18 protein-coding genes are annotated in these 22,932 nt (G+C 57.2%); 12 read left to right on the top strand and 6 right to left on the bottom strand.

Features of this window, described 5'->3' with window-relative positions:
• Positions 1-13 precede the first annotated feature (13 nt).
• The 8 genes from JJO78_RS00885 to JJO78_RS00850 all read left to right on the top strand — a co-directional run bounded on the left by JJO78_RS00885 (position 14) and on the right by JJO78_RS00850 (position 9,925).
• Entirely contained in the window at positions 14-1,060 is a 1,047-nt protein-coding gene (locus JJO78_RS00885) for an aliphatic amidase (RefSeq protein ID WP_273622690.1), read from the top strand.
• A gap of 15 nt (positions 1,061-1,075) precedes the next feature.
• Positions 1,076-2,119 carry an AAA family ATPase gene (locus JJO78_RS00880; protein ID WP_273622689.1) on the top strand — a complete coding sequence of 348 codons (1,044 nt, stop codon included), beginning with the start codon at positions 1,076-1,078 and terminating at the stop codon, positions 2,117-2,119.
• 101 nt (positions 2,120-2,220) lie between these two features.
• A complete protein-coding gene (gene fmdA, locus JJO78_RS00875) occupies positions 2,221-3,453 on the top strand; it encodes a formamidase (RefSeq protein ID WP_273622688.1) in 1,233 nt (410 codons plus the stop codon).
• 5 nt (positions 3,454-3,458) lie between these two features.
• Positions 3,459-3,812: a zinc ribbon domain-containing protein gene (locus JJO78_RS00870; RefSeq protein ID WP_127401975.1), complete on the top strand. Its 354-nt coding sequence runs from the start codon at positions 3,459-3,461 to the stop codon at positions 3,810-3,812.
• 367 nt (positions 3,813-4,179) lie between these two features.
• Entirely contained in the window at positions 4,180-6,327 is a 2,148-nt protein-coding gene (locus JJO78_RS00865; RefSeq protein WP_273622685.1) for a methyl-accepting chemotaxis protein, read from the top strand.
• 269 nt (positions 6,328-6,596) lie between these two features.
• Complete coding sequence (locus JJO78_RS00860; protein WP_136633012.1) at positions 6,597-7,214, top strand: flavin reductase family protein; 618 nt, start codon at positions 6,597-6,599, stop codon at positions 7,212-7,214.
• A 169-nt stretch (positions 7,215-7,383) separates the two neighbouring features.
• A complete protein-coding gene (locus tag JJO78_RS00855) occupies positions 7,384-8,910 on the top strand; it encodes a flavin-containing monooxygenase (protein WP_273622684.1) in 1,527 nt (508 codons plus the stop codon).
• A gap of 94 nt (positions 8,911-9,004) precedes the next feature.
• Positions 9,005-9,925: a lysophospholipid acyltransferase family protein gene (locus tag JJO78_RS00850; RefSeq protein WP_036211605.1), complete on the top strand. Its 921-nt coding sequence runs from the start codon at positions 9,005-9,007 to the stop codon at positions 9,923-9,925.
• A gap of 21 nt (positions 9,926-9,946) precedes the next feature.
• Here the strand turns inward: JJO78_RS00850 and JJO78_RS00845 are convergent, their stop codons facing one another.
• Both JJO78_RS00845 and mltF read right to left on the bottom strand, forming a co-directional pair.
• Entirely contained in the window at positions 9,947-11,014 is a 1,068-nt protein-coding gene (locus JJO78_RS00845; protein ID WP_127401971.1) for a transporter substrate-binding domain-containing protein, read from the bottom strand.
• Between the two features lie 24 nt (positions 11,015-11,038).
• Positions 11,039-12,415: a membrane-bound lytic murein transglycosylase MltF gene (gene mltF / locus JJO78_RS00840; RefSeq protein WP_273622682.1), complete on the bottom strand. Its 1,377-nt coding sequence runs from the start codon at positions 12,413-12,415 to the stop codon at positions 11,039-11,041.
• 146 nt (positions 12,416-12,561) lie between these two features.
• Here mltF and JJO78_RS00835 point away from each other — a divergent pair, with 146 nt between their 5' ends.
• On the top strand, positions 12,562-13,026 hold the full coding sequence (locus tag JJO78_RS00835; protein ID WP_273622680.1) for a DUF302 domain-containing protein: 465 nt from the start codon (positions 12,562-12,564) through the stop codon (positions 13,024-13,026).
• Between the two features lie 43 nt (positions 13,027-13,069).
• Here JJO78_RS00835 and JJO78_RS00830 read toward each other — a convergent pair whose 3' ends face one another.
• The 4 genes from JJO78_RS00830 to JJO78_RS00815 all read right to left on the bottom strand — a co-directional run bounded on the left by JJO78_RS00830 (position 13,070) and on the right by JJO78_RS00815 (position 16,222).
• The gene (locus JJO78_RS00830; RefSeq protein ID WP_273622678.1) at positions 13,070-14,386 is read right to left on the bottom strand and encodes a tetratricopeptide repeat protein; all 1,317 of its coding nucleotides are present in this window, start codon (positions 14,384-14,386) and stop codon (positions 13,070-13,072) included.
• A 102-nt stretch (positions 14,387-14,488) separates the two neighbouring features.
• On the bottom strand, positions 14,489-14,953 hold the full coding sequence (locus JJO78_RS00825; RefSeq protein WP_273622677.1) for a hypothetical protein: 465 nt from the start codon (positions 14,951-14,953) through the stop codon (positions 14,489-14,491).
• The gene (locus JJO78_RS00820) at positions 14,950-15,630 is read right to left on the bottom strand and encodes an anti-sigma factor family protein (RefSeq protein WP_041336465.1); all 681 of its coding nucleotides are present in this window, start codon (positions 15,628-15,630) and stop codon (positions 14,950-14,952) included. Before JJO78_RS00820 ends, JJO78_RS00825 begins: the two co-directional genes overlap by 4 nt.
• A 13-nt stretch (positions 15,631-15,643) precedes the next feature.
• Positions 15,644-16,222, bottom strand: coding sequence for an RNA polymerase sigma factor (locus tag JJO78_RS00815; protein ID WP_075194718.1), 579 nt, complete (start codon positions 16,220-16,222; stop codon positions 15,644-15,646).
• Between the two features lie 283 nt (positions 16,223-16,505).
• On the opposite strand from JJO78_RS00815, the gene JJO78_RS00810 reads away from it, so the two are divergent.
• The 3 genes from JJO78_RS00810 to JJO78_RS00800 all read left to right on the top strand — a co-directional run bounded on the left by JJO78_RS00810 (position 16,506) and on the right by JJO78_RS00800 (position 22,892).
• Complete coding sequence (locus tag JJO78_RS00810; RefSeq protein WP_273622676.1) at positions 16,506-19,481, top strand: hypothetical protein; 2,976 nt, start codon at positions 16,506-16,508, stop codon at positions 19,479-19,481.
• 130 nt (positions 19,482-19,611) lie between these two features.
• Positions 19,612-21,501 carry a DUF1302 domain-containing protein gene (locus tag JJO78_RS00805; protein WP_041332926.1) on the top strand — a complete coding sequence of 630 codons (1,890 nt, stop codon included), beginning with the start codon at positions 19,612-19,614 and terminating at the stop codon, positions 21,499-21,501.
• Between the two features lie 29 nt (positions 21,502-21,530).
• Positions 21,531-22,892, top strand: a complete 1,362-nt coding sequence (locus JJO78_RS00800; RefSeq protein ID WP_041332928.1) for a DUF1329 domain-containing protein — start codon at positions 21,531-21,533, stop codon at positions 22,890-22,892.
• Positions 22,893-22,932: the final 40 nt, after the last annotated feature.

Raw genomic sequence — 22,932 nt, 5'->3', positions numbered from 1 at the left:
GAGGAGCGAATTAATGAGACACGGTGATATTTCCAGCAGTAACGACACCGTCGGTGTGGCGGTGGTGAACTACAAGATGCCCCGGTTGCATACCAAAGCCGAGGTATTGGACAACGCCCGCCAGATTGCCAACATGATCAAGGGTATGAAAGTGGGCCTGCCCGGCATGGACCTCGTGGTGTTTCCGGAATACAGCACCATGGGCATCATGTACGACAATGACGAGATGATGGAAACGGCTGCCACGATTCCCGGCGACGAAACCGCCATCTTCTCTGCCGCCTGCCGTGAGGCCAATACCTGGGGTATCTTCTCACTAACCGGCGAACGGCATGAGGAGCACCCCAGTAAGGCACCCTATAACACCCTGATTCTCATCAACAATGAAGGTGAGATCGTCCAGAAATACCGCAAATGTATTCCCTGGTGCCCGATTGAAGGCTGGTATCCGGGGGACACCACTTACGTCAGCGAAGGCCCCAAGGGTATGAAGATCAGCCTGATCATCTGCGATGACGGCAACTACCCGGAAATATGGCGGGACTGTGCAATGAAAGGTGCCGAGCTGATCGTTCGCTGCCAGGGCTATATGTATCCGGCCAAGGAGCAGCAGGTGATGATGTCCAAGAGCATGGCGTGGGCCAACAACTGTTATGTGGCCGTGGCAAACGCCTCCGGTTTTGATGGGGTGTATTCCTACTTCGGCCACTCCGCCATTATCGGCTTTGATGGCCGCACTCTCGGAGAGTGTGGCGAGGAAGATATGGGAATTCAGTATGCCCAGCTTTCGATCAGTCAGATCCGCGACGCACGCCAGAATGACCAGTCACAAAACCACCTGTTCAAACTGCTGCACCGGGGCTACACCGGTGTTCACAACTCCGGCGATGGCGACAAAGGCGTAGCCGACTGCCCGTTCGAGTTCTATCGCACCTGGGTGATGGACGCTCAAAAGGCACAGGAAAACGTTGAAGCAATGACTCGCAAAACCGTGGGCACCGCTGAATGTCCGGTGGGTGAGCTGCCATTCGACGGTAAAGAAAAATCTGCAGGCGCTTAATGCCGGGAGTTGCTGATGCCGTTTATCAACGAACGGCTGGAAGCCAACCGGGAATCCATAAAACAGAACCGGGCTGCCTCAGGCCCGGTTCGTGCTTCCCGGTTTCGCTTTGAGCCAGATGTCGTCATGTCCCGCCTGCGGGAGAACATCGTTGGCCAGGACGATGCCCTGACAGCCATGGAATCCATGCTGGTGCGAGTGAAAGCCGACATCGGCGAAGAAAACCGTCCGCTCGCGGTGCATCTGTTCCTTGGGCCCACTGGTGTGGGGAAAACCGAAACCGTGCGGCTGATTGCAGAAGCCATTCATGGCAGCCGGGATGGCCTGTGCCGCATCGATATGAACACCTTGGCTCAGGAGCACTATACCGCCGCACTTACCGGCGCGCCGCCGGGCTACGTGGGCAGTAAGGAAGGCCACAGCCTGTTTGATCTGGACAAAGTACAGGGCTCGTTCAGCAAGCCCGGCATTGTGTTGTTTGATGAAATCGAGAAAGCCAGCCGGGAAGTCGTCCGCGCCCTGTTGAACGTTCTGGACACCGGCCGGCTGATGTTTCCCTCCGGTAACCGGGAAGTCGATTTCAGCAACACTCTGATATTCATGACCAGTAATGCCGGAGCTCTGGATGCTGAGGCGCACCAACAGCGTTATCAGAAAGGTTGGCGCCGCTGGCTCAGGTTGTCGGCCGGTGAGGGTGGGTACTTGCGCGATGTCGCTCTGCGTCGGCATTTCGACCCTGAATTCCTGAACCGTATTGATCAGATCCTTACCTTCAACAGCCTTGCTGATAACTGGCTCGAAGCACTGTTGGACATCGAGTTGGTGGGGCTCAACCGGCGGCTGGGCAAAAAACATGCAGTGCTGTCACTGTCAACTAAGCTTAGGAGCGAACTGTGCTGTGGCTACGATGCCCGTTATGGAGCCCGGGAGATGTTGCGGGCTTTTCGCCAGCGTCTGGAGCCCGCTGTAGCCAGAGCACTGTTGGCGCATCCTGAGTGTCAGCGGTTTGAGGCCGATACTCAGAATGGGGCGGTCACCGTGCACCAATACGTCGAATGACGTAGGTGTGGGGGGCATTTTGCGAATACCTCCGGGGCGCGGGATCTCGGATAGTAAAACCGTTACCAAATTGTGCAAGCCAACACCAAGGAGCGCCCGTTATGGCTGAAACTATTATCAAGATTGATCTGAACAAGTCGGCTTACGAGAACGACAAAATCCACAACCGCTGGCACCCGGATATTCCGCTGGTGGCCACCGTTAAACCCGGTGATGACTTCATCGTGGAATGCTATGACTGGACCGGTGGCCAGATCAAAAATGACGACAACGCCGACGATGTGCGGGATGTGGACCTCAGCCAGGTGCACTTCCTGTCTGGCCCGATCGGGGTGGAAGGCGCCGAGCCGGGTGACTTGCTGGAAGTGGATATTCTCGACATTGGCACTTTTGAAGAGAGCCAGTGGGGCTTCAACGGCTTTTTCTCCAAGCAGAACGGTGGCGGCTTCCTGACTGAACACTTTCCGGACGCCCAGAAAAGCATCTGGGACTTCAACGGCATGTTCACCAAATCGCGCCACATTCCGAACGTAGAGTTTGCCGGCCTGATTCACCCGGGACTGATAGGCTGCCTGCCCTCCAAGGATCTGCTGGACACCTGGAACAAACGTGAAGCAGGACTGGTAGCGACAGACCCGGAGCGGGTGCCGGAACTGGCCACCCTGCCCAACGGAGATACCGCCCACATGGGCCAGCTGAAAGGCGACGCCGCCAAAGCGGCCGGTGCTGAGGGTGCTCGCACCGTACCGCCCCGGGAACATGGTGGTAACTGTGATATTAAAGACCTTTCCCGCGGTTCCAAGGTTTACTTTCCGGTCTACGTGGATGGTGCAGGCCTGTCGGTTGGCGACTTGCACTTCAGCCAGGGCGATGGCGAAATCACCTTCTGTGGTGCCATCGAAATGGCTGGATGGATTCACCTGCGGGTGAACCTGATCAAGGATGGCGTTAAGAAATACGGCATCAAGAACCCGGTGTTCAAACCAAGCCCGATCAAACCCCGTTACGACGATTACGTGATCTTTGAAGGGATCTCGGTTGATGAAGACGGTGGCCAGCATTACCTGGACGTGCATGTGGCCTATCGCCAGGCCTGCCTGAATGCCATCGAATACATGACCAAGTTTGGCTACACCAGGGCCCAGGCCTACGCGATTCTGGGTTGCGCGCCGGTAGAGGGCCATATCAGCGGCGTGGTGGATATTCCGAACGCCTGCGCCACACTCTGGCTGCCCACAGGTATCTTTGATTTCGACATCAATCCATCCGCAGAGGGTCCGAAGAAAATGACCAGTGGCGGAATGGACGTACCTCTGTCGAAAGACAAGGAGTAGTCACCATGCCCGTATACGACTACAAATGCCGGGAACACGGTTTGTTCCACACTCTGGCAACGATGGAAGACAGCGCAAAACCGATGGCATGTCCCACTTGCCAGGTGCTTTCGCCACGAGTGATTGTGCTACCCCCGGAAATCGCAAACATGGACCCTGCCAGGCGCACTGCCCAGGACCGAAACGAAAAGTCCCGCCACGAACCGGTGTTCTCCACCGCCGATCGCCGGGAGCAGGACCCTGAGCACGGCCGCAGTTGCGGCTGTGGCTTGCCAAAACCCGGAAAGTCGATGCTGTTCTATACCGCTGACGGGAAGAAAATGTTCCCCTCCATGCGGCCTTGGATGATCAGCCACTAAGGCTGTGCCAAACCGACAGTCACTGTCACGTGTTTGCCCCCACTTCGGGGGCTTTTTTATAGCCGTTCAACCCAGCGGACTACGAACGCCGGCGACCCCTTGGCCTAGAATGTGTGGCCGCCGTTCAGCGCCCCAAAACGGTGCATGCCTTGTCCTGTGATTGATCGTCGTGCGTTCGCAGGGCGCAATTCTGTGATTTTCCCATTTCCAACTCTATCTTCCGAGTCCAGGCATTCAGCGGAATAATTGGTTTCCTAGCGCCATCAGGTTGATTCGGCCTGAACCTTGCTACAAGCCCTTGTGTTCCGGATTGGCTGCACCGGCATTGTGCCTTGCGGTCCTGGTGTACGGATTGGAGGAGGCGTAAATGACCCTGAAAAGCGAAACTATGAAACTGACCGGTGCAGAGCGAAGCTGGTTACCGGTTTGGGGCGCAACGGGCAAGCTTGCCATGGGCTGGTCCTGTTTTCTGAACAGGAATATGTATGACACCAATGAACAGATTTTCGAGAGTATCGCCCGAACACGGCGTGATGCTCTGATTGCCTGGGCGGATAACAAGTGGTCCTTTCTAGAAACACTGGCAGCCCGGCTTGACGGGCAGGCTGATGAGGGCGTCAGGGAGTTGCTCCAGGCCTCGTCCGGCAGACTCCGGGAGATCTCTGAACTCTTCGTGGTGAACGCGGACGGTGCCGTGCTGGAGTCCTCCGCAACGGGGCGCCGCGGAAAACGGGACCTTCCCCAGAAAGCGGTTGAGGCCGGGGTCCGGTCGCGTTTTCTCCATGGCCCCCACAAGGACCCTGTTACCCTGGCTCTCGGGGCTACGACCTCTCGCTTCCATGATGCCGTGACTCTGATGTTCTACCAGCCCGTGACGTTGAAAGAGGGGCGTCAGGCGGCCATCTGTGCACGTATTCCCAATGACGTGATGAGCGACCTTATTCAGCGCGAAGCAGGGCACGTGTTTGAGGAATCGGGTGACAACTACCTGTTCATGATTGACAGCAAGTTCGACAACACCATCCTGACCGGGACTGCGCTTTCACGGTCCCGCTTCGAAGACGCCACGTTCAGCCACGGTGACAACCTGAAAGATGGCATTCGCACGGGGTTCGGCACGGTGGGTGTACGTGAACACACCGAATTCGAAATTCGCTTCACCGACCCCGCCACGGGGCAACTGCATCCCGGTGTTCGGGAAACCATCGCCAGGGGCGAGAATCTCTACGTGAAGTACCCGGGCTACTCGGATTATCGCCATATTCCAGTAATCGGCAAGGGCGTGACGGTTCAGATGCCTGGCTCACCGGATCGGTGGGGCATGATGTGCGAGGGAGATCTCGAAGAGGTCTACCGTCGGCGTTCTATCTCCTGGAGCCTGTCAGCGCGCCTGACCATCTTCATGGGGCTGCTCTGGTCTATCAATTTTGGGCTCGCCTGGAGTGGCGTTCCCCTATGGTTGGAAGGCACCGTGAATGCATTGGCCGCCTTGGTCACGGTGATGCTGTTTCGGGCATCTTCGGCTAAACCTCTCTCGGAAAAGTTGGGCACTATGGCGGATGTGATCAGAAACATTGCAGAAGGGGGAGGCAACCTGCGCCAGCGTATGGACCTGTCCCGTATGCGTCGGGACGAGACCGGGGATCTGGCCCGCTGGATTAACAGTTTCATCGACAGCCTTGATGGCATGGTTGGTCAGGTGCTTTCCCTGGCTGCGGACTCCCGCCAGGCCAGCGATCAATTGATGAACCAGAACCAACTGGCCGACGAGCGGATTCGTGAAGTACTGACGCACATCGAAGATATGGTGCGTGGTGCCACTGAACAGGAGAACGAGATCAAAAATGCTTCTACCACGGCGCAGGAAATGCGCTCGGGAATGGAGGATGTGGTGGAGCGGGCGCGGGAGCAGTTTGCCCTGGTTAGCAAGGAAACCCAGAGTATTCGGGACGTTATCAATCGTTCGGCGGAATGTATTCGGGCGGCCAACGATCGCACAGAGGAAATCAGCAAGACAGCGCTGGTGATCAATGACATCGCGGCTCAGACCAATCTTCTGGCGCTGAACGCCGCCATCGAGGCCGCCCGTGCGGGAGAATCTGGCAGGGGCTTTGCTGTGGTTGCCGATGAGGTCCGACAGCTGGCGAGCCGAACCGCCCAGGCCACCAAAGACATTGGCGAGCGGTTGGACAATGTGCAGGAGGAAACCCGTCGGGCTGTGGTGACGATGGAGGGTGGCATGTCGGAGATGGAGGAGCGACTTCGCAAGGTTGAGGCCGCAGCGGACGATAACTCGGCGCTGCACGACATGGTGGAAAAGCTGTTCCGAGCCATTTCGGGCATTGAGGACACCAATCATCAACAAAGTAGCCAAACGGCGGGTGTGGCTGAAAGTGCAGCCATCATGAATGGGGTTGTCGAGCAGTTGATGCTCAGCTCCGAGCGCACCCAAGCCTCAGCCACCAAGCTGCAAAGACTGACTGGGCAATTTCAGGTGTCGGCCGAGGTGGCCTGACGGGTCAGTTGATGGCCGCGACAAATAATTCTAAGAACCAGGCGCTGGGAAGGGCTTGAGATCTCTCGCATCCTTTTATAGGCTTCCCAAGTGCTGCCCTCAAATACCAGTGATCTCATTCATCTGCGCATCATTGGTGTGTATTCTTGGCCACGGCTGTGAGTTTCGCGCTATCCAGCGCGGCGTGTCACTTTGAGAGGCTCATGCCTAATACATTGCTCATTCGGTAGGCCCCTTTCCCTGCTTTTCACTGCATGAAGGAAACACGAATGCTTATAGACCTTGAGTCGATCGAGGCACAGCACATCCACCCAATCCTGACCCAGACCGTCATCCCGCGGCCGGTGGCGTGGGTGTTGTCGCAGAATCCGGGGGATGACTACAACCTGGCGCCGTATTCGTTCTTTACCGTGGTCACCGGTAAGCCGCCAATCCTGATGGTGTCTGTGGGCAAGAAGCCCAGCGATGGTAGCTTCAAGGACACGCGGGTGAATATTGAGGCTCGTAAGCAGTTTGTGGTGCACATTGGGAGCCGCAGCCAGGCTCAAGCCATGACGGAGTCGTCCCGCCATCTGGACCACGGCCAGTCTGAACTGGACCGACTGGATATGAAGTTGGTGCAGGAAGAAGGCTGGCCGATGCCCCGGGTCGAGGGGTGCCTGGTGGCGTTTTACTGCGAGTTGCGAGAGGTCATTGAAATGGGTGACACGCCGCAGTCGCTGGTGTTTGGCAACATCAAGAAGGTGTTTGTGGATGATCAGGTTGCCAGCATTAACGATCAGGGGCGTTACATTATTGATGCCAAGGGCATCGACCCGATTTCACGTTTGGGGGGCAGCGAATACGGCACGCTAGGCGACATTCTCAACGTGCCGCGCCCGGACTGAGGCAGACTGCAACAGGCTCAAACGAGCTGACAGAACTGACCGAAACGGCGCCGAATTCATCGCATGGGGCCAATTTCGGCGTTTTCCCTCCTGGGCTATTCTCATCCTGTTGGCGTGTGATCCGCGCTGAAATGTTGATAAAACAACGGCAGATGCCGACAGGGTGGTTATGAGCGAACAACATGTAGACGTACTGATTGTCGGCGCCGGCGTTTCCGGCATTGGCATGGCCTGTCACCTCAAACGAGAGTGCCCGGGTAAGTCTTTCACCATCATTGAGCGCCGTGAGTCCCTTGGAGGCACCTGGGATCTGTTCCGCTACCCGGGTATCCGTTCCGATTCCGACATGTACACCTTTGGCTACAACTTCCGCCCCTGGACCGGGGGCAAGGTGTTGGCGGATGGCCCGTCGATCAAGCAGTACGTTCACGATACCGCCAGGGAAAACAACGTTGAACAGCATATTCAGTATGGCCTGGCGGTTGTTTCCGCTGAGTGGTCAGGCACAGACAAGTGCTGGACACTGACGGCCCGCAAGGAAGCCACCGGCGAAACCGTTACCTTTACCGCCAGCTTTCTGGTGGGCTGCACAGGGTATTACAACTACGATGCCGGCTATAAGCCCGACTTCCCTGGCGAGGCCGATTTTGGCGGCCAGATTGTGCATCCGCAGCACTGGCCTGAGGACCTGGACTATACCGGCAAACGTGTGGTGGTGATTGGCAGTGGTGCCACGGCCATCACCCTGGTGCCAACGATGGCGGAGGAAACCGCTCACATAACCATGTTGCAGCGTTCGCCCACCTATCTGATGCCGCTGCCATCCCGGGACGCCGTGGCGCTGGGCCTTCAGAAGGTTCTGCCCGCCAATGTCGCCTATCGGCTGACCCGTGCCCGTAACGTCAGCATTGCACGGCTGCTGTTCAATCGTTCCCGCAAGAACCCCAAGGCCATGCGGCGGTTGTTCCTGGCCATGGTACGCCGGCAACTGGATGGCAAGGTCGATATGCGCCATTTCTCACCCAGCTACAACCTCTGGGATCAGCGCCTGTGTGTGGTGAAGGACGGTGATCTGTTTGAGTCTATCAAGGCGGGCAAGGCGTCGGTTGAGACGGACCATATCGAACGCTTTACCAAAAACGGTATTCTGCTGAAATCCGGCAAGGAACTGGAGGCCGACATCATCATTCCGGCGACTGGGCTGGATATCCAGATGCTGGGTGGCATGGACCTGGTGGTGGATGGTCATCCGGTCACGCTGCGGGACAAGGTGATCTACAAGAACGTAATGGTGGAGGGCGTACCCAACGCCGGTATGATTTTCGGGTACACCAACATCTCCTGGACCCTGAAAGCCGATATCGCGGCTGAATACCTGTGCCGCCTGTTCAATCATATGGACAGCAAGGGGCAGAGCGTCTGTATACCCCGTGACACCGGCGACAGTCGCGCCGGAGACACCATGATGGGCGGCCTGGATTCCGGTTATATCCGTCGGGCTGACGACAAGTTGCCAAGGCAGGGAACCCATGGCCCCTGGAAGGTCAGCCAGAACTATCTGGAGGATGTGAAAACTCTCAGGTTTGAGCCTATCGAGGATGGTTACCTGGAGTTCGATGGTCGCCGGCCGGTTCAGCAAACCAAACCAAAACGCGGTTTCATGAGGCCGTTGCGTTCAGCGCTGTTTGGCTCTTGAAGGTGTGACACAGCTCGATCATTGATGAATGCAACTACAAATCTGCCGCAAAATATGGCAGTCTCATTGCCCGTTTTTGAACAGGCAATGATGTATGTCCGGCCGTAAAAATAAGAAGAATATGCCGTTGTGGCATCCGGTTCTCTGGCCTTCGTGGCTTCTGGTCTTCACGCTTTATCTGCTTGCCCTGCTGCCAATGTCGGCCAAGCAGCGTTTTGGCCGGCGGCTGGGCTGTTTTCTGGAAGGCAAGCTGACGTCACGGGCCAAGGTGGCCAATACCAATATTGCGACCTGTTTTCCGGAGCTTGATGACGCCGCTCGTGAGCGATTGGTGCGGGATAACTTTGTGGCCTGTACCCGTGGTTTCCTGGAAAGTATTCACGCCTGGTGGCGGGATATGTCGGGCTTTTGCGAGGGCGCCGAGGTTCAGGGGCTGGAGCACCTGCGAGAAGCCCAGGCCAGAGGTAAAGGTGTGCTGTTAATCGGCGGGCACTACAGTATTTTCGACTTTGCGCTTCCGCTGATTGCCTGTCACCTGAAGAAACCGGGGTATATGTACCGCCCCAACAATAATCCGGTGATTGACCGGATGATTGAAAACGGTCGCCGGCGTCACTTCGGTATCCGCCCGTTCACCAAGCGTGAGTTGAGGCCGTTGGTGTCGTTCCTCAAAAAAGGCGGGGAAGTCTGGTTTGCCTGCGATCAGGACTTTGGCAAGAAAACCGAGCTGTTTGTGCCGTTTTTTGGCACCGAGGCCGGGTGTATTACCTCACCCAGCTACATTGCTCGAGTGTCCGGTGCCTCAGTCATCTGTGTGAGCCATCTGCGGATGCCTGATGGTCGTTACCGGGTGATATTCTCGCCAATCCAGGAGGGATTTGGTGTCTGCAAACAGAGCGATACGGAAACCTGGAGTCGTTACATCGAAGACACCGTTCGTGAACAGCCAGACCAGTACCTATGGCTGCACAAGCGCTTCAAAACCCGGCCCGAGGGGTGTGCCAAGGTCTATTGATGCCTCGGGCTGTTTTCAGGATTACTCGCGGCCCAGGTAGCGCCGGACAATGTCCTTCCAGCCTGATGATTCCGTGACCTCAAGAATCTGCTCGGACACCGGCCCACGCAATGGACTTTCGGACGGCAGGGCCAACCCATAGAGTTGCTGCTGGAAAATACCGGGCAGCAGGGTCAACCTCTTGTCCCCCAGTTGCAGGTTGCGGTATTGCAGCAGGGCCCTGTCGTAGACCACGGCATCGGTTTCACCATTGGCGACTGAGAGCATGGCGCTGGTCAGGTCTGGATAGAGTTGGTGCCGAATGCGCTGATCTTGCAGATACTGCTCGCTGGCGGTGTTAGCGATGGTGGCTACGTTGGCGCGGTTGAGGTCGTCGGGGCCCTGAATCTGATATTGCAGGTTGCTGACGGTGAGCGATGAGGTAATCGCTGCGGTAAAGCTTGCCACCATGATCAACCCGGCAAACATCCACACCAACGCAACCATTCGGCCCGCCAGCGACACCGGAGCCTTGTCACCATAACCAACAGTGGTCATTGTCACAGCCGCCCACCAGAAGCTCGCTCCTATTCCCTGTACCGCGGTGCCACCAAACTGCTCCGGATTGCGCCGACGCTCAAACAGCCACAGCACAAATCCCACAGCCAGAAGCAAGCCACCCAGGGCGATAACCACGCTCATAAATTGCCAACTGATCAGCGCGCGAAGGCTGGCGAGCAGCCCCTGCTCAGGCGCCGGAGGTACTGCGATGGACAGGCCTGTCTGGTAGAAGGGGTGGGTGAAGTCGAATGCCGCTTCCCGTTCGGCGGTCATGGTGAGAGCTCCCACCGCCACGTCGACTTGTCCGCTTTCGACCTGCGTCAGTAGATCACTGAAGGAGAGAGGAACGAATGTGTATTCCCGGTTCAGGCCATCGGCAACCTGGCGCCACAGATCGATACTGATGCCTTCCCATTCGCCGCTGTCGGTTTCCATGACAAAGGGCGGGACAGTGGTGATGCCGACTTTGATCGGCTCCGGTTGCCCCGCCGCCTGACTGGTAAACAGCAGCAGGAGGGGCAGGGCAAGCCGTGAGATCCATCGTTTCATGGGTAAGTCCGTGTTGTCAGGAAGTTAGTCAAACGCTGAGCTGATCACATCACGGTAGTTCCGGATGCGCTGTACATAGTGTACCGGTTCGTAGCCACGGGCGTAGCCGTAGCGGGTACTCGGGTAGTAGCGCTTGTCGGCTTTCAGCGGCAGGACTTCTTTCATATCGTCCCAGGAGTCAGGGTTTTTGCCCAGCTCGCGCGCAAGCTGGCGGGCATCCAACAGGTGACCACGGCCAATGTTGTAACTGGCCAGGGCAAGGAAGGTGCGGTCTGGCTCAGGAATGGTTTCGGGTAACCGGCGATGGCGATCCGCCAGGTAGCGGGCACCGCCATCAATGGCCGCCACGGGGTCCAGACGGTCCATTACGCCAAGGGATTCGGCGGTGTTCCGGGTCAGCATCATGATGCCGCGAACGCCGGTGGGTGACACTGCGGCCGGGTCCCAGTGGGACTCCTGATAGGACAGCGCCGCCAGCAAGTCAGCCGGCATGCCGGTTGTGGTTTCTGCTTCGGCGAAGCGGTCAATAAAGTCGGGAAGCCGCTCATCTATCCGGCGGTTGAGGGCGCGCAGGTCGACGAAATCGAATTCGCCGATGTACGCGTAATAGCGGCTCTCGATATAGCCGATGGCTTCGTCACCGTCGGTGCTGTTCATCCATTCCCGGGTGGATCCCGCCAGATCGTCGGAACCGGCTGGCAGGTACCAGCCCAGGTTATTGCCCTGGGTGAGGTTCATGGCCACTTCCAGGTGGGGGAAGTGGCGGCGCATGACCTGAACGATGTTGGAGTCAGCGACGGTGCAGTCGATGTCCTGCTCAGCGACTTCAGAAAGCAGAACTTCGGTCGTTCTGCTGTCATCTTCGGTGAACGTGATACCTTCGTGTTCGCTGGCGAGCTTGTTCAGAGTTTCTACGTAGCTGGAATCGGCGGTGACCGCAATGCTGACCTCAGGCATGCTTTCCGGTTTTCTGGGCATGGGTCGCATGTCGCGATGACACACCAGTTGCTCGGTGATTTCGGTGTGCGCGGGCCCGCGTGTGAACCGTTCTGTCCGTGATGGCAGGTGGGTCAGCCCGGCGGCCGCCAGATGCGTGTTGCCAGCCTCCAGCGCCTGCAAGACCTCGGCGGTTGAATCGTGCATGGTCCAGTTGACGGTCCAGCCTTTGCTCTCGGCGAAGCGTGACACCAGGCTGAACTCTGGGCCAATGGGGTTCTGGTGGCGGTCGAGATAGTAGGTGGTGGCGCCGTTGCGAGTTGCCACCTCCAGTACGCCGGTCTCTTGCGGCGGCGCGAGTTGTTCGGCCGGTTTATGGGTGGATGCGGTTTCAGATTCGCCCTGGCTACAACCAGCCATGATGGCAATGAGCGGAAGCAGGGCTCCCTTCAGCGCATGAGTCATAAAGACCTCGTTTTTTGGATTTATAAAATTATAAGGGTTTCTACGTACTCTGTGTGGAAGCGTATCACTTTGATTTTGAGCGGCCTGTGCAGGCCGGAGTTAACTGGCCTATGCTGGAGTGGTTCGATATTCCAAGGAGATGCGTAATGAAAGTCTGGACCAGAATCCCGATCCTTGCAGCTTTGCTGATTCTGCCACTGGCCGCGATCGGTGCCGATGGGGCTGATGGAATGGTAACGACGCAAAGTAATCACAGCGTTGCGATGACGGCGGACAAGCTGGTCTCGACCCTTAAAAGCAAGGGTATGACGGTGATGAACCGCATTAACCACACGGAGGGGGCCAGCAAGGCGGGGCTGGAACTACGCCCAACCGAGGTGGTGATTTTTGGCAACCCGAAGGTAGGGACGCCCCTGATGCAATGTGCCCAGAGTGTGGCGATTGATTTGCCGCAGAAAGCGCTGATCTGGGAAGACAGTGAGGGAACGGTCTGGTTAGGCTATAACGACCCGGAGTATCTGAAACAGCGTCACGACATTGAAGGCTGTGATCAGGTCATCAAAAAGATAGAGGGAGCACTGGCCGGTTTCGCAAAAGCGGCAACGGAATAACGTTTACTGATGCCCGGCAGTCACGTGTGCACGTGGGTTGGTATCAGAATCCGACGGCCAGGCTGGCGGTGACGGTGTGGCGATCGTAGCTGTAGCGATCGATGTTGCTGTTGTTGTCGATACGGTCCAGATCCAGACTGAGAGATGTTCGACGAGAGAAACGATACGTGGTGCCAACGGACAGTGTATGACGCTTGTCTTCACGACGTATCGTTTGTCGGCCCTCGGGAACAATCAGTTGGTGTGGCGTACGATAGTAACTGAAGCGAAAGCCCGCCCCGGCTTCAACACTCAGTTGGTCAGTCAGGTCGTACTCAATGCCTGCATCAAGGCCATGTCGCTCGGGCGACACACTGAAGAACTCCTCTCCGGTATCCAGATTGTCCCGGTCATTGTAGTCAGCCCGGTATTTGAGTTCCGCTGTCCAGTTCCCGGGCCGGAGACGGTAATGGGCATCAAGCCGGTACATCTGGCCCCGATAGGCATCGAATCCAGGTAACGGAAAAATCTGGGTGGCCTCTGCTCTAACCAGGCATCGCGCGCCGGGGCCTGGGCAGTCGAGGGTGGTTATGCCGGCCATCAGGCGAGCGCGACGTTCCCTTGATCGCCGATCCCGCCATATATAGTCGCCGCCAAGGCCTACGCTGATCACTCCCGGTGCGGTTTTCTGAACCCATTTTGCACCCGCCTGAATCACCTGCAGGTCAAACGTGTGCTCGGAAGGGTACTGACGCGAATAGAACTTGATGTCCGAACGCAGTCCCGCCGAAGAGTCGCCATAGAGGTAATAGGAGGCAGCCGCCAGAGTTTCCACAAAGCCGCTGTCGAGCTTTCTGGGGGCGGTATCCGGGAACAGCGCAACGTTGTCTTCATAGCCACCCCCGATGGAAACCAGGCCAGCCCAACGTTTTTTGGGTGAGGCAGCATGCATCGTTGGATCGAGGCGTTCAAGTTGACGGGTGGCGAGCGATATCAGGTTGTCGTCAGGATCGGACGCAAGCACGTTCTGGAACGCTTGTGTTGCGGCGTCCTGATTTTCACGGGCCAGGGCGGTCAACCCGATGTTGTAGTAGGCAAGCGCTTTCTGACGGGTGGGGATAAGGGTCCGGAAGGTTTGCTCTGCGTCCTCGTAAAGCCCGAGTTTGTAATAGACAACGCCCAGGTTGTAATTGAGTGAGCGGGAGCTCAACCCCTTCGAGACGGCGGACTCAAGTAAGCGGCGAGCTTCATCCAGGTCACCGGCGTTAAACGCCTGGATACCCTCACGGAAGAGCGTCTTAGCCTCGGTCGTATGCTCCTGAGCATGGGCGGTTGACAGCGCGAGACACAACACCAGTGCGATGGTCAGAAGACGGCGCAAATACTCTCTCCGGAATAGTCTGAACTCGGACTCAGAGTATAACAGCCATTGGACGGGCGAGCGCCAGTCCTGAAGGGATCAGGTGTGACGTCTGTATCTAATCTACTGCTGTCCGGTTTCCTCCAGATTCAGGCCACTGTCGTTTAACAGGTCCAGATCGGTATCGCCGGTGCCTGGCAGGTCCAGTCCAGGGTCTTCGATGCCCGGCAGGTCCAGTTCTGGTTCGTCTTGGATGATCTCGCCAGGCAGTTCGATGCCGAGCGCGTCACGAGACTCCTGTGACTGTTCGGAGAGAGTGCTCTCGATATCCAGCATGTCTTCCCGGGTATCGGAAGCGAAGTCGCCGGAATCCGTCTGCATATCACCGAACCCGTTTGCGCCGGCGGGCGCGTCCACGGACTCCGGAAGCTCAAGTTGTTGCACAAAGGAATCGTCCAGCTCCTGATCGTCCGCGACCATTCTCATGGTCACATCAAGATCGTCCTGAGCCCAGGACAGAGCCGGTGTAGCAAGCAGAAGGCCGAGCATGGCCGGAGCAAGCCAGCGTATATGGATATGTCTTTTCATGATGAAGGCTCCGTGTTTCCTGGAATGGCGGTGCTGAACGTTTTGCGCCGGGTTCCATCGTCCAGGTGCGCAACCAGTTTGCCGGAACCAGGGAACAGTACGTTGATGGGCAACGCCAATACGTTATCGCCTTGCTTGAGATCCACCGTCCAGCTGATGGTCTGGCGCCCCGGGAAGGGTGCCAGTTCTGCGTTGGGCGGTAGTTCCAGGGTCAGGGTGACGTTGTCCATCGCCTTGCGGGAATTGAACGCCAGCCTGACGGTTTTCAGTTCCGCTCCACTTTCGGGTTCAGCAACGGTTTCTGTTGCTGTCTGCCCGGGAGCATCTGCGATGTCTTCGGGCAATCCCGTATCTGCCGGGCCGACCTGCATACCGATGAAGATACCGAGTGCCAGCACGGCGGCAATTGATGAAGCCCAGAGTGACGTTTTGCGTAACGTGGAATTCCGAGGTGTCTCGCCAGCGAGTGCCATTGCACGAACGCGGGATTCGAAATCGTCGTCGGGCTCTGGAACGGTCTGGGCCATGATGCCTTTTTGCAGGCGTTGTTCATCCTCCCAAAGTTCTGAGCAACTGGCACACGTCGATGCGTGAGCTTGGAGGGCTTCCTGTTCATGCAGCGGAAGATCGCCGCGAACCAGGCTGTCGACCTCCTGATGGAACTGACGACACGTCATGGCATTCACCTCTTCACCCTTCACGTTGTTGCTTTTCGAAAGGTTCCATTTGTTTTTTCAACCGTTCCCGCATAAACGCTCTGCTGCGATGCAGGCGTGATTTTATCGTACCGACAGGCACATCCAGAACCGTTGCAATGTCCTCCTGGCGCCAGCCATCCGCGTCGTGAAGCAGTAACAGGGTTCGTTGGTCTGGTGGCAGGGTATTCAGTAACCGCTTGACGGTTTCGCCAATGCGCGTTTGGTCGATACCGGCGGACGCATCCGGGCTTGCCTCGCCGAGGGATTCTATGAAGGCGGTCTGGCTCTCCGCAGCGACCAGTGTACTGACGCTGATTTCTCTTTGGCTGGATTGTTTTCGGGTGAGGTCAACAAAGTGCCGGTACAACACACGGTTGAGCCATGGCTGGGGTTGCTGCACGTTTTCCAGTTCGTCCAGCCGGGGGTACATCTTGACCACGACATCCTGCACCAGATCCTCTGCGTCCTGTTTCTGGCCAGTCAGGCGGTAGGCGAAAATATACATGCCTTTCATGTAAGGCAGAATCAGCCGGTCAAATCGCTTTGACGACGACGAACGAAATGGGAGCAAAGCCAATCTGATTCCCTCGGTCTGTGGTTGGCACGGTTTGGCGGGTGCCCCGTCCTCAGGCCATTCTTGTAGGTGTTCGGATGTCAGATTCTGAACATACCATCATTATTGCCTTTTGTTCGAGACAAATTTCTCGCTACAAGAACCAGTTAGCCCTTCCTTTTGCGATTTCTCGTCTATTCGGGAAAATTTTTTTGGAACCACCGCAATTAGACTTCCGTGTTAGGCCGAAAGACACAGGACGAGTCTCGAACTACAAAAAAACGTACAGAGGTAAACAAGTATGTTCATGCGCCAAACGCGACTGATGTCGATGGTCATTTTGTCGGTCAGCCTGACGGGTTGTTTTGAAAGCAGCAGCCAGACTACAAAGAATGCGGACCCAGACTACGACATTACCAATCCGGCCGTGGAGCGGGGAACTCACCCATTATTTGACCCGTTGACCACCCAATTCCCGATTCCAAGCGATTCCCTTTTCTATCTCAGTGAGGTTGACGACGGCACCATGCTGAACGGCAGCGATCCTGCCAACCCAGTGACCACGGGCATTGGATTTCTCGATGGAAATTCAGTACTGGCACCCATTGATATCAAGATCAGTGGCAGCCTGGACAGCCAGCAGACCCTTGATGCACGTGACTTTATCTCCGTGGAGGGCGAAGTTGTCCCCAACCCGGATCAGAATGTGTTCCTGATTCCCCTGGAATATGCCGGTGGCGATAGCCTCCGTCAAACCTCCGGAGAGGTCGCCGGAATTTCATCGGCGATTCAGTACCGGCGGGCACTGGCACTTGAGGAAAGCGGTAATACCGCCGAAGCCGATGCGATTTTCGATGCCCTGGTTGAGGACAGACTTCGGGTTGAGCTGCTGGATATCGATGGTGGCCAGAACAATATGATCCGGATTCTGCCGGTCAAGCCACTGGCTGAGAAAACCCGGTACGCCCTGGCCATCACCGATGACATCGTGGACACCAACGGCGACCCGCTCGTTGGCGCTCCGACCTACCAGTCGGTGGCGGACCCGGAAGCGGTGCTTTCCAATGTTGCGTTCGAGCCATTCCGCGAGGCGTTGTTACCTGCCCGCCGACTCGCTTCCGACTATTTTGAGTTCAAGCAGGCGTTTTCCATCGCTGGATTCCCAAAGACGTTCGATGACGTTGTGTTTTCCACAACGATCACCACAACGGCGGTAGACGACGTGCTGCTGGCAAATACAGCCCCGGTGACGTTCTTCCGCAACAGCCTGGGTATTGCTGCCCGACAGGAAGGGCTCCAGCAGTTGATCTCCGGATTCTACAACCTGACTCAACAGCCGCTGGAGGGGGCCGCGACGGCGGAACAGCAGAACATCAACGATGAAATCCATGCAACGCTGACGGACACAGATTTCCGCCTCTACGACGCCGAGCTCGCCGGCCTGCTCAGTGATGCCCGGGACGCTGGCATGGTTGTTCAATATCAGGACCTTGTCAGCAATGATCAGGCGGACCGCAGAGTCGCCTATGCTTTGCAGGCCGCAACAGCGATGGCCGTCGATACTGTCGCCGACAACGAGGGTGACGCGCTGGCGCTTGCAACCGCCGCTGACAACCTTATTGATGCCCCGAAGCCGCGAACGGTAAGGATGTTCAACCAGCGCGACGGTGGTGAAATAAATCCGGCGTTGGCTCAGGAAGTTCAGGGCACTCCTCTTAATATCCATGTCTATGAGGGCGAGATTACCCTGCCGTATTTTCAGGGCGTGCCGGAGGCGACGGATGGGTCAGCCCTGCGCTCGGCCAGTTGGCTCCCGGCGGACTTCAGCGCCGAAGAGTCGCTCGATCAGGCTCCCTCCGATCGGGTGACCTACCGCTTCCCGTTTGCTGAAAAGTCCGGTGAAACAACGGTTCCCATTGTGGTTGCCGCGCCCGACACCAACCAGGCCTTGATTGCCCCGCAGACCCCGGCAAATGGTTTTCCGGTGATCATCTATCAGCATGCCGTGACCACCGACCGTTCGGCGATCCTCCCTCTGGCGACAGCCGCTGGGTTGTCCTGCGCCGACCCTGGCAATACCTTTGACTGCTTCGTCACCATCGGTATCGATCAGCCGCTGCACGGTATTTTCGGAGAGGGCGTGGTTGGTCTTAATCCCATCACCACTCAGGATGGTGCTTCGGCGGACGCCGTCGAGCGTCACTTTGGCTTCGCCGCTGACGCGGATCTTAATCCGGTACCGGCGGGTGAACTGCAGGAGCCCGAATCGGGAAGTCTGTACCTGAATTTCACTAACTACGCCAACACCCGTGACAACATGCGCCAGGGCACCCTCGACCTGCTTAACGTGAACGCCTCGTTGCAGGCGATCGAGGACGCCATCAGCGCGTGTCAGGCCGCCGGCGATTGTGCCCAGGGCCTGAGCATTGATCCGAGCCGGGTCTATTTCATGAGCCATTCGCTCAGTGGTATGGGTGGCGCGGCCTTCCCACCGGTTAACAATGCAGCGAGTGCTGCGGGCAACTCCAATCTCAGCCCGGTTCTGGCCTCTAATCTGCTGAACACCGGCGGTCAGTTCACACGTCTGTTCGAAAACTCGCAGTCACTGGCACCACAGCTTCTTCCCGTGCTGGACGCCGCCTCTGATGGCGTGCTGGCGCAGGGACGTACGGAACTCAACATCTACTTCAATGTGTTTCAGTCGCAGCTGGATTCGGCAGACCCTGTCGCCTATGCCGGCTTTTATCAGAACACCAACACGTTGCTGACTGAAATCGTTGGTGTTGATGATGACCCTGAGCGCCCAACTGACGACACGATTCCCAATGCCGCGGATGATCAGCTTTACGCCATGGGGCCCCTTGAGACCACGGTTCCGGAAACCGGATTTGTGATCAGTAGTGAGCGCGCACCTCTGGCGGGTACGGATCCCCTGGCTGCGGGTATGGGCGCTGAGTCAACGCCGCTGGCAAGTGGCCTCCCAGCTATAACCCGCTATCTGGAAGGGTCACATGGCAACCCCGTGTCTGCCGGTCAGAAAGCGGCGGATGCCTTTTCTTCACGTGCGGTTTTCGACGAGATGATCGCGCAGATGCTGGAGCTGTTCAGTGATGGCACCGTTTCTGTCAGCAACCCCTGTGTCGTAAAGGATGCCGATACCTCAGGTACGGACTGCTCCGCCGAGGGCAACACCGATCCAGGCAGTGAGCCGGACGGCGGCGGAGATGGTGGGGGTGATGGAGGTGATGGTGGCCTGATTGGTGGCGGCCTGATCTAGAAACCCAACGGCCAGACAACCAGCGCTTCGGAGATCCCGGAGCGCCCGTTCCCGATAAACACGTGTATGTCGATGGCGATTCTCTCCATCAATGGGGAAGCTTTGCCTGAAAAACTGGAGCTACAGACCAATGACAACAAAAAACCGAGACCGTAAACGCCTGGCGCTGGCTATCGGCGCAATCGTATCCACAGCCCCGGCGATGGCATTCGATTTCGACATCTACGAGATCGACGCCTCGCTCTCAACGACCCTGACGGCAGGGATTGCCTATCGGTTGGAAGATCAGGACAAAGATCTGATCTCCCAGGGCAACCTGGGCCCGGAATTCGCATTCAGTAACACGGGCGCCTCGTCCAACAACTTCGACGACGGCAACCTGAACTTTGAAAAGAACGAGCCATATTCCCAGATCCTGCGTGGCCGTAGTGAACTGTTCCTGGACTACACCCCCGACAGTGACACGCTGACACGGGTCGGGGCGCTGGTGCGAGGCACCTATTATTACGACCATGAACTGAAGGATAACCGTCGCGCCAAGGACCCGGTCGGCCAGCGACGTGAACTGAACGATGAGGCCAAAGATAACGCCTCCGGTGTGGATCTTCTCGACGCCTACGTGTTTACGGACTGGTACTTCGGCGATACGCCGGTGTCGATCCGTTATGGCCGTCAGGTGGTGAACTGGGGCGAAAGCACGTTCATCCTGGGCGGTATCAACGCGGTCAATCCGATCGACGTTCCCGCGTTTCGTGCTCCCGGCGCGGAGCTGAAAGACGTATTGTTACCGGTGGAGATGTTGTATACGTCAGTTGGCCTGACGCCTGAAATCACCATGGAGGCGTTTGTTCAGACCGACTGGGAAAGCTTCAGGATTGACGACTGTGGCACCTATTTTTCCTCCGCCGACGTGGCGGCCGATGGCTGTGGCCCGGTATTACTGGCGGGCCAGGTGCCTGATTCCCAGGCACTGGAAGAGGGATTCGTGTCTCCGCGCCTGGGCGACCGCGAGCCCGGGGACAAGGATCAGTTCGGTGCCGCGTTGCGTTGGTATCTGACCGACCTGGGGGCCGAGCTGGGGTTCTACTACACCCGTTATCACAGCCGTCTTCCGTACATCAGTGGTGTGGTCAACAACCCTTCGGACCCATCGGCAAACCAGAAAAGCGACCCCAACCTGCCCAACTCCAGGTTTCCCAGCTATTTCATCGAGTATCCGGAAGACATTGATCTCTACGGCATCAGTATCAACACCACACTGCCAACGGGCACTTCGCTGGGGGCGGAATACAGCTTCCGGCCAAATCTTCCCATCCAGTGGAACACGTTTGAGCTGATCTACGGGGGCTTGCAACAGCGTGGTCCGGATGGACAGGTAGTGAGCAAGCTGGAGCAACGCCAGCGTGAGAAGGATCCCAATTTCAACTATGCCGGTAAGGCTGTTGATGGCTACGACCGTTACAACGTTTCCCAGGCCCAGGCCACATTCATTCACTTCATTGACCGGGTAATGGGCGCCGCCCGTTTCATCATTGTTGGTGAGGTTGGTGCCACCTATATCCACGATCTGCCCAGCACCTCGGAAGCCCGCTACGGGCGATCGGGCATCTACGGTGTGGGGCCGGTGCCGCTGGAGGGTGACAACTTTACCGGTGACTACTGCAGCCAGGGCACAGACAGTGACCCGCGTTTGAACATCAACCCCAGCAACTGTGGAGGTGGTGGGTTTACCACGTCCTTCTCCTGGGGCTATCGCACGCTGTTTGTCTGGGACTATCCGGATGCCGTCGCTGGCGTCAACTTGCGCCCCCGGCTCTTTTTCTCTCACGACGTGAAGGGCTACGCACCAGATCCTGGTGGCAACTTCCAGGAAGGCAACAAGTCACTGGGCCTGGCCGTCGAAGCCACCTATCAAAACGCCTACAAAGCCAATCTGAGCTACACCAACTATTTCGGGGGTGATTACAACGTCATCAATGACCGGGATTTCGTGTCGGCCTCAGTGTCCTATTCATTTTGAACCATTGTCTGAAAACCGAGGAGTAATCCATGATTAACCGAAAAAACCTGCTTTACAGTGCATTAGCGTGCTCGATGCTGTATTCCGCATCAGCCGGCGCAGCGGTGTCGGCCCAGGAGGCCGCCAAACTGGGAGATACGCTCACGCCAATGGGCGCCGAGAAGGCCGGTAATGGCGATGAAATTCCTGCCTGGGACGGGGGGCTGCTTCAGGCACCGGGTGCCTACCAGGGCGACGGCCGATACGTGGACCCGTTTCCCAAAGACAAAGAGCTGTTTCGTATCGATCAGAGCAACGTTGACCAGTACGCGGACAACCTGACGCCCGGCCAGATTGCGATGATCAAGACGTACGACAATTATTTTATGCCGGTCTACCAGACCCGGAGAACGGCGACCTATCCTGCCGACGTGCTGGAGAAAACCAAGGCCAATGCCACCGAAGTGGAGTTGGTGGAAAGCGGGAACGGTCTCAAGAACTACAAAACAGCGACCCCGTTTCCGATCCCCCAAAATGGCCTTGAGGTGATTTTCAACCATATCACCCGCTACCGCGGCGGTTCCTTTACCCGCAATGTGGCACAGGTAACACCGCAGCCAAATGGCGATTTCAGCCCGGTCAGGTTCACCGAATCGTTTACCGAGCGGGTGGCGCTGGAGGATTTCGATCCGAGCGAAGATCCCAATGTGATGTTCTATTTCAAGCAGGCCATCACCGCTCCGTCTCGCCTCGCAGGCAACGTACTGCTGGTGCACGAGACCATCAACCAGGTTAAGGAGCCCCGCCGCGCATGGTTGTACAACTCCGGGCAGCGTCGTGTTCGCCGTGCTCCCAATGTGGCCTACGATGGGCCGGGTACCGCCGCAGATGGTCAGCGCACGTCTGACAACCTGGACCTCTACAATGGCGCGCCAGACCGTTACAACTGGGAACTCAAGGGCAAGAAAGAGCTGTACATTCCGTACAATTCCTATCGCCTGACCGACGAGAGCCTGAGCTATGACGACATCATAAAGCCCGGCCATGTCGACCAGGGCCTCACGCGTTATGAGCTGCACCGGGTATGGCATGTAACAGCGACACTCAAGGATGGTGAGCGGCATGTCTACGGCAAACGGGACTTCTACATTGATGAGGATACCTGGCAGATTGCAGCGGTGGATCACTACGACGGCCGTGGCAACCTGTGGCGTGTTGCCGAAGCGCACGCGATGCAGATATACGATGCCAACATTCCGGCCTATGCCTTTGAAACCCTGTATGACCTGTTGTCAGGGCGCTATCTGGTGATGGGGCTGACCAACGAGGAAGACGAGCCTTACCAGTATGGTACCGAGCGTCGCTCCCGTGAATACACGCCGGCTGCGTTACGCCGGGACGGCGTGCGTTAATCGTTAATGGCGGACCGATAACCCTGCCTGGCCTGGCAGG

The sequence above is a fragment of the Marinobacter sp. DS40M6 genome, from assembly GCF_028581595.1.
GTDB classification, from domain to species: Bacteria; Pseudomonadota; Gammaproteobacteria; order Pseudomonadales; family Oleiphilaceae; genus Marinobacter; species Marinobacter salarius.
Note: the sequence above shows the minus strand (reverse complement) of the source record. Positions and strands in the feature narration are given on the sequence as shown.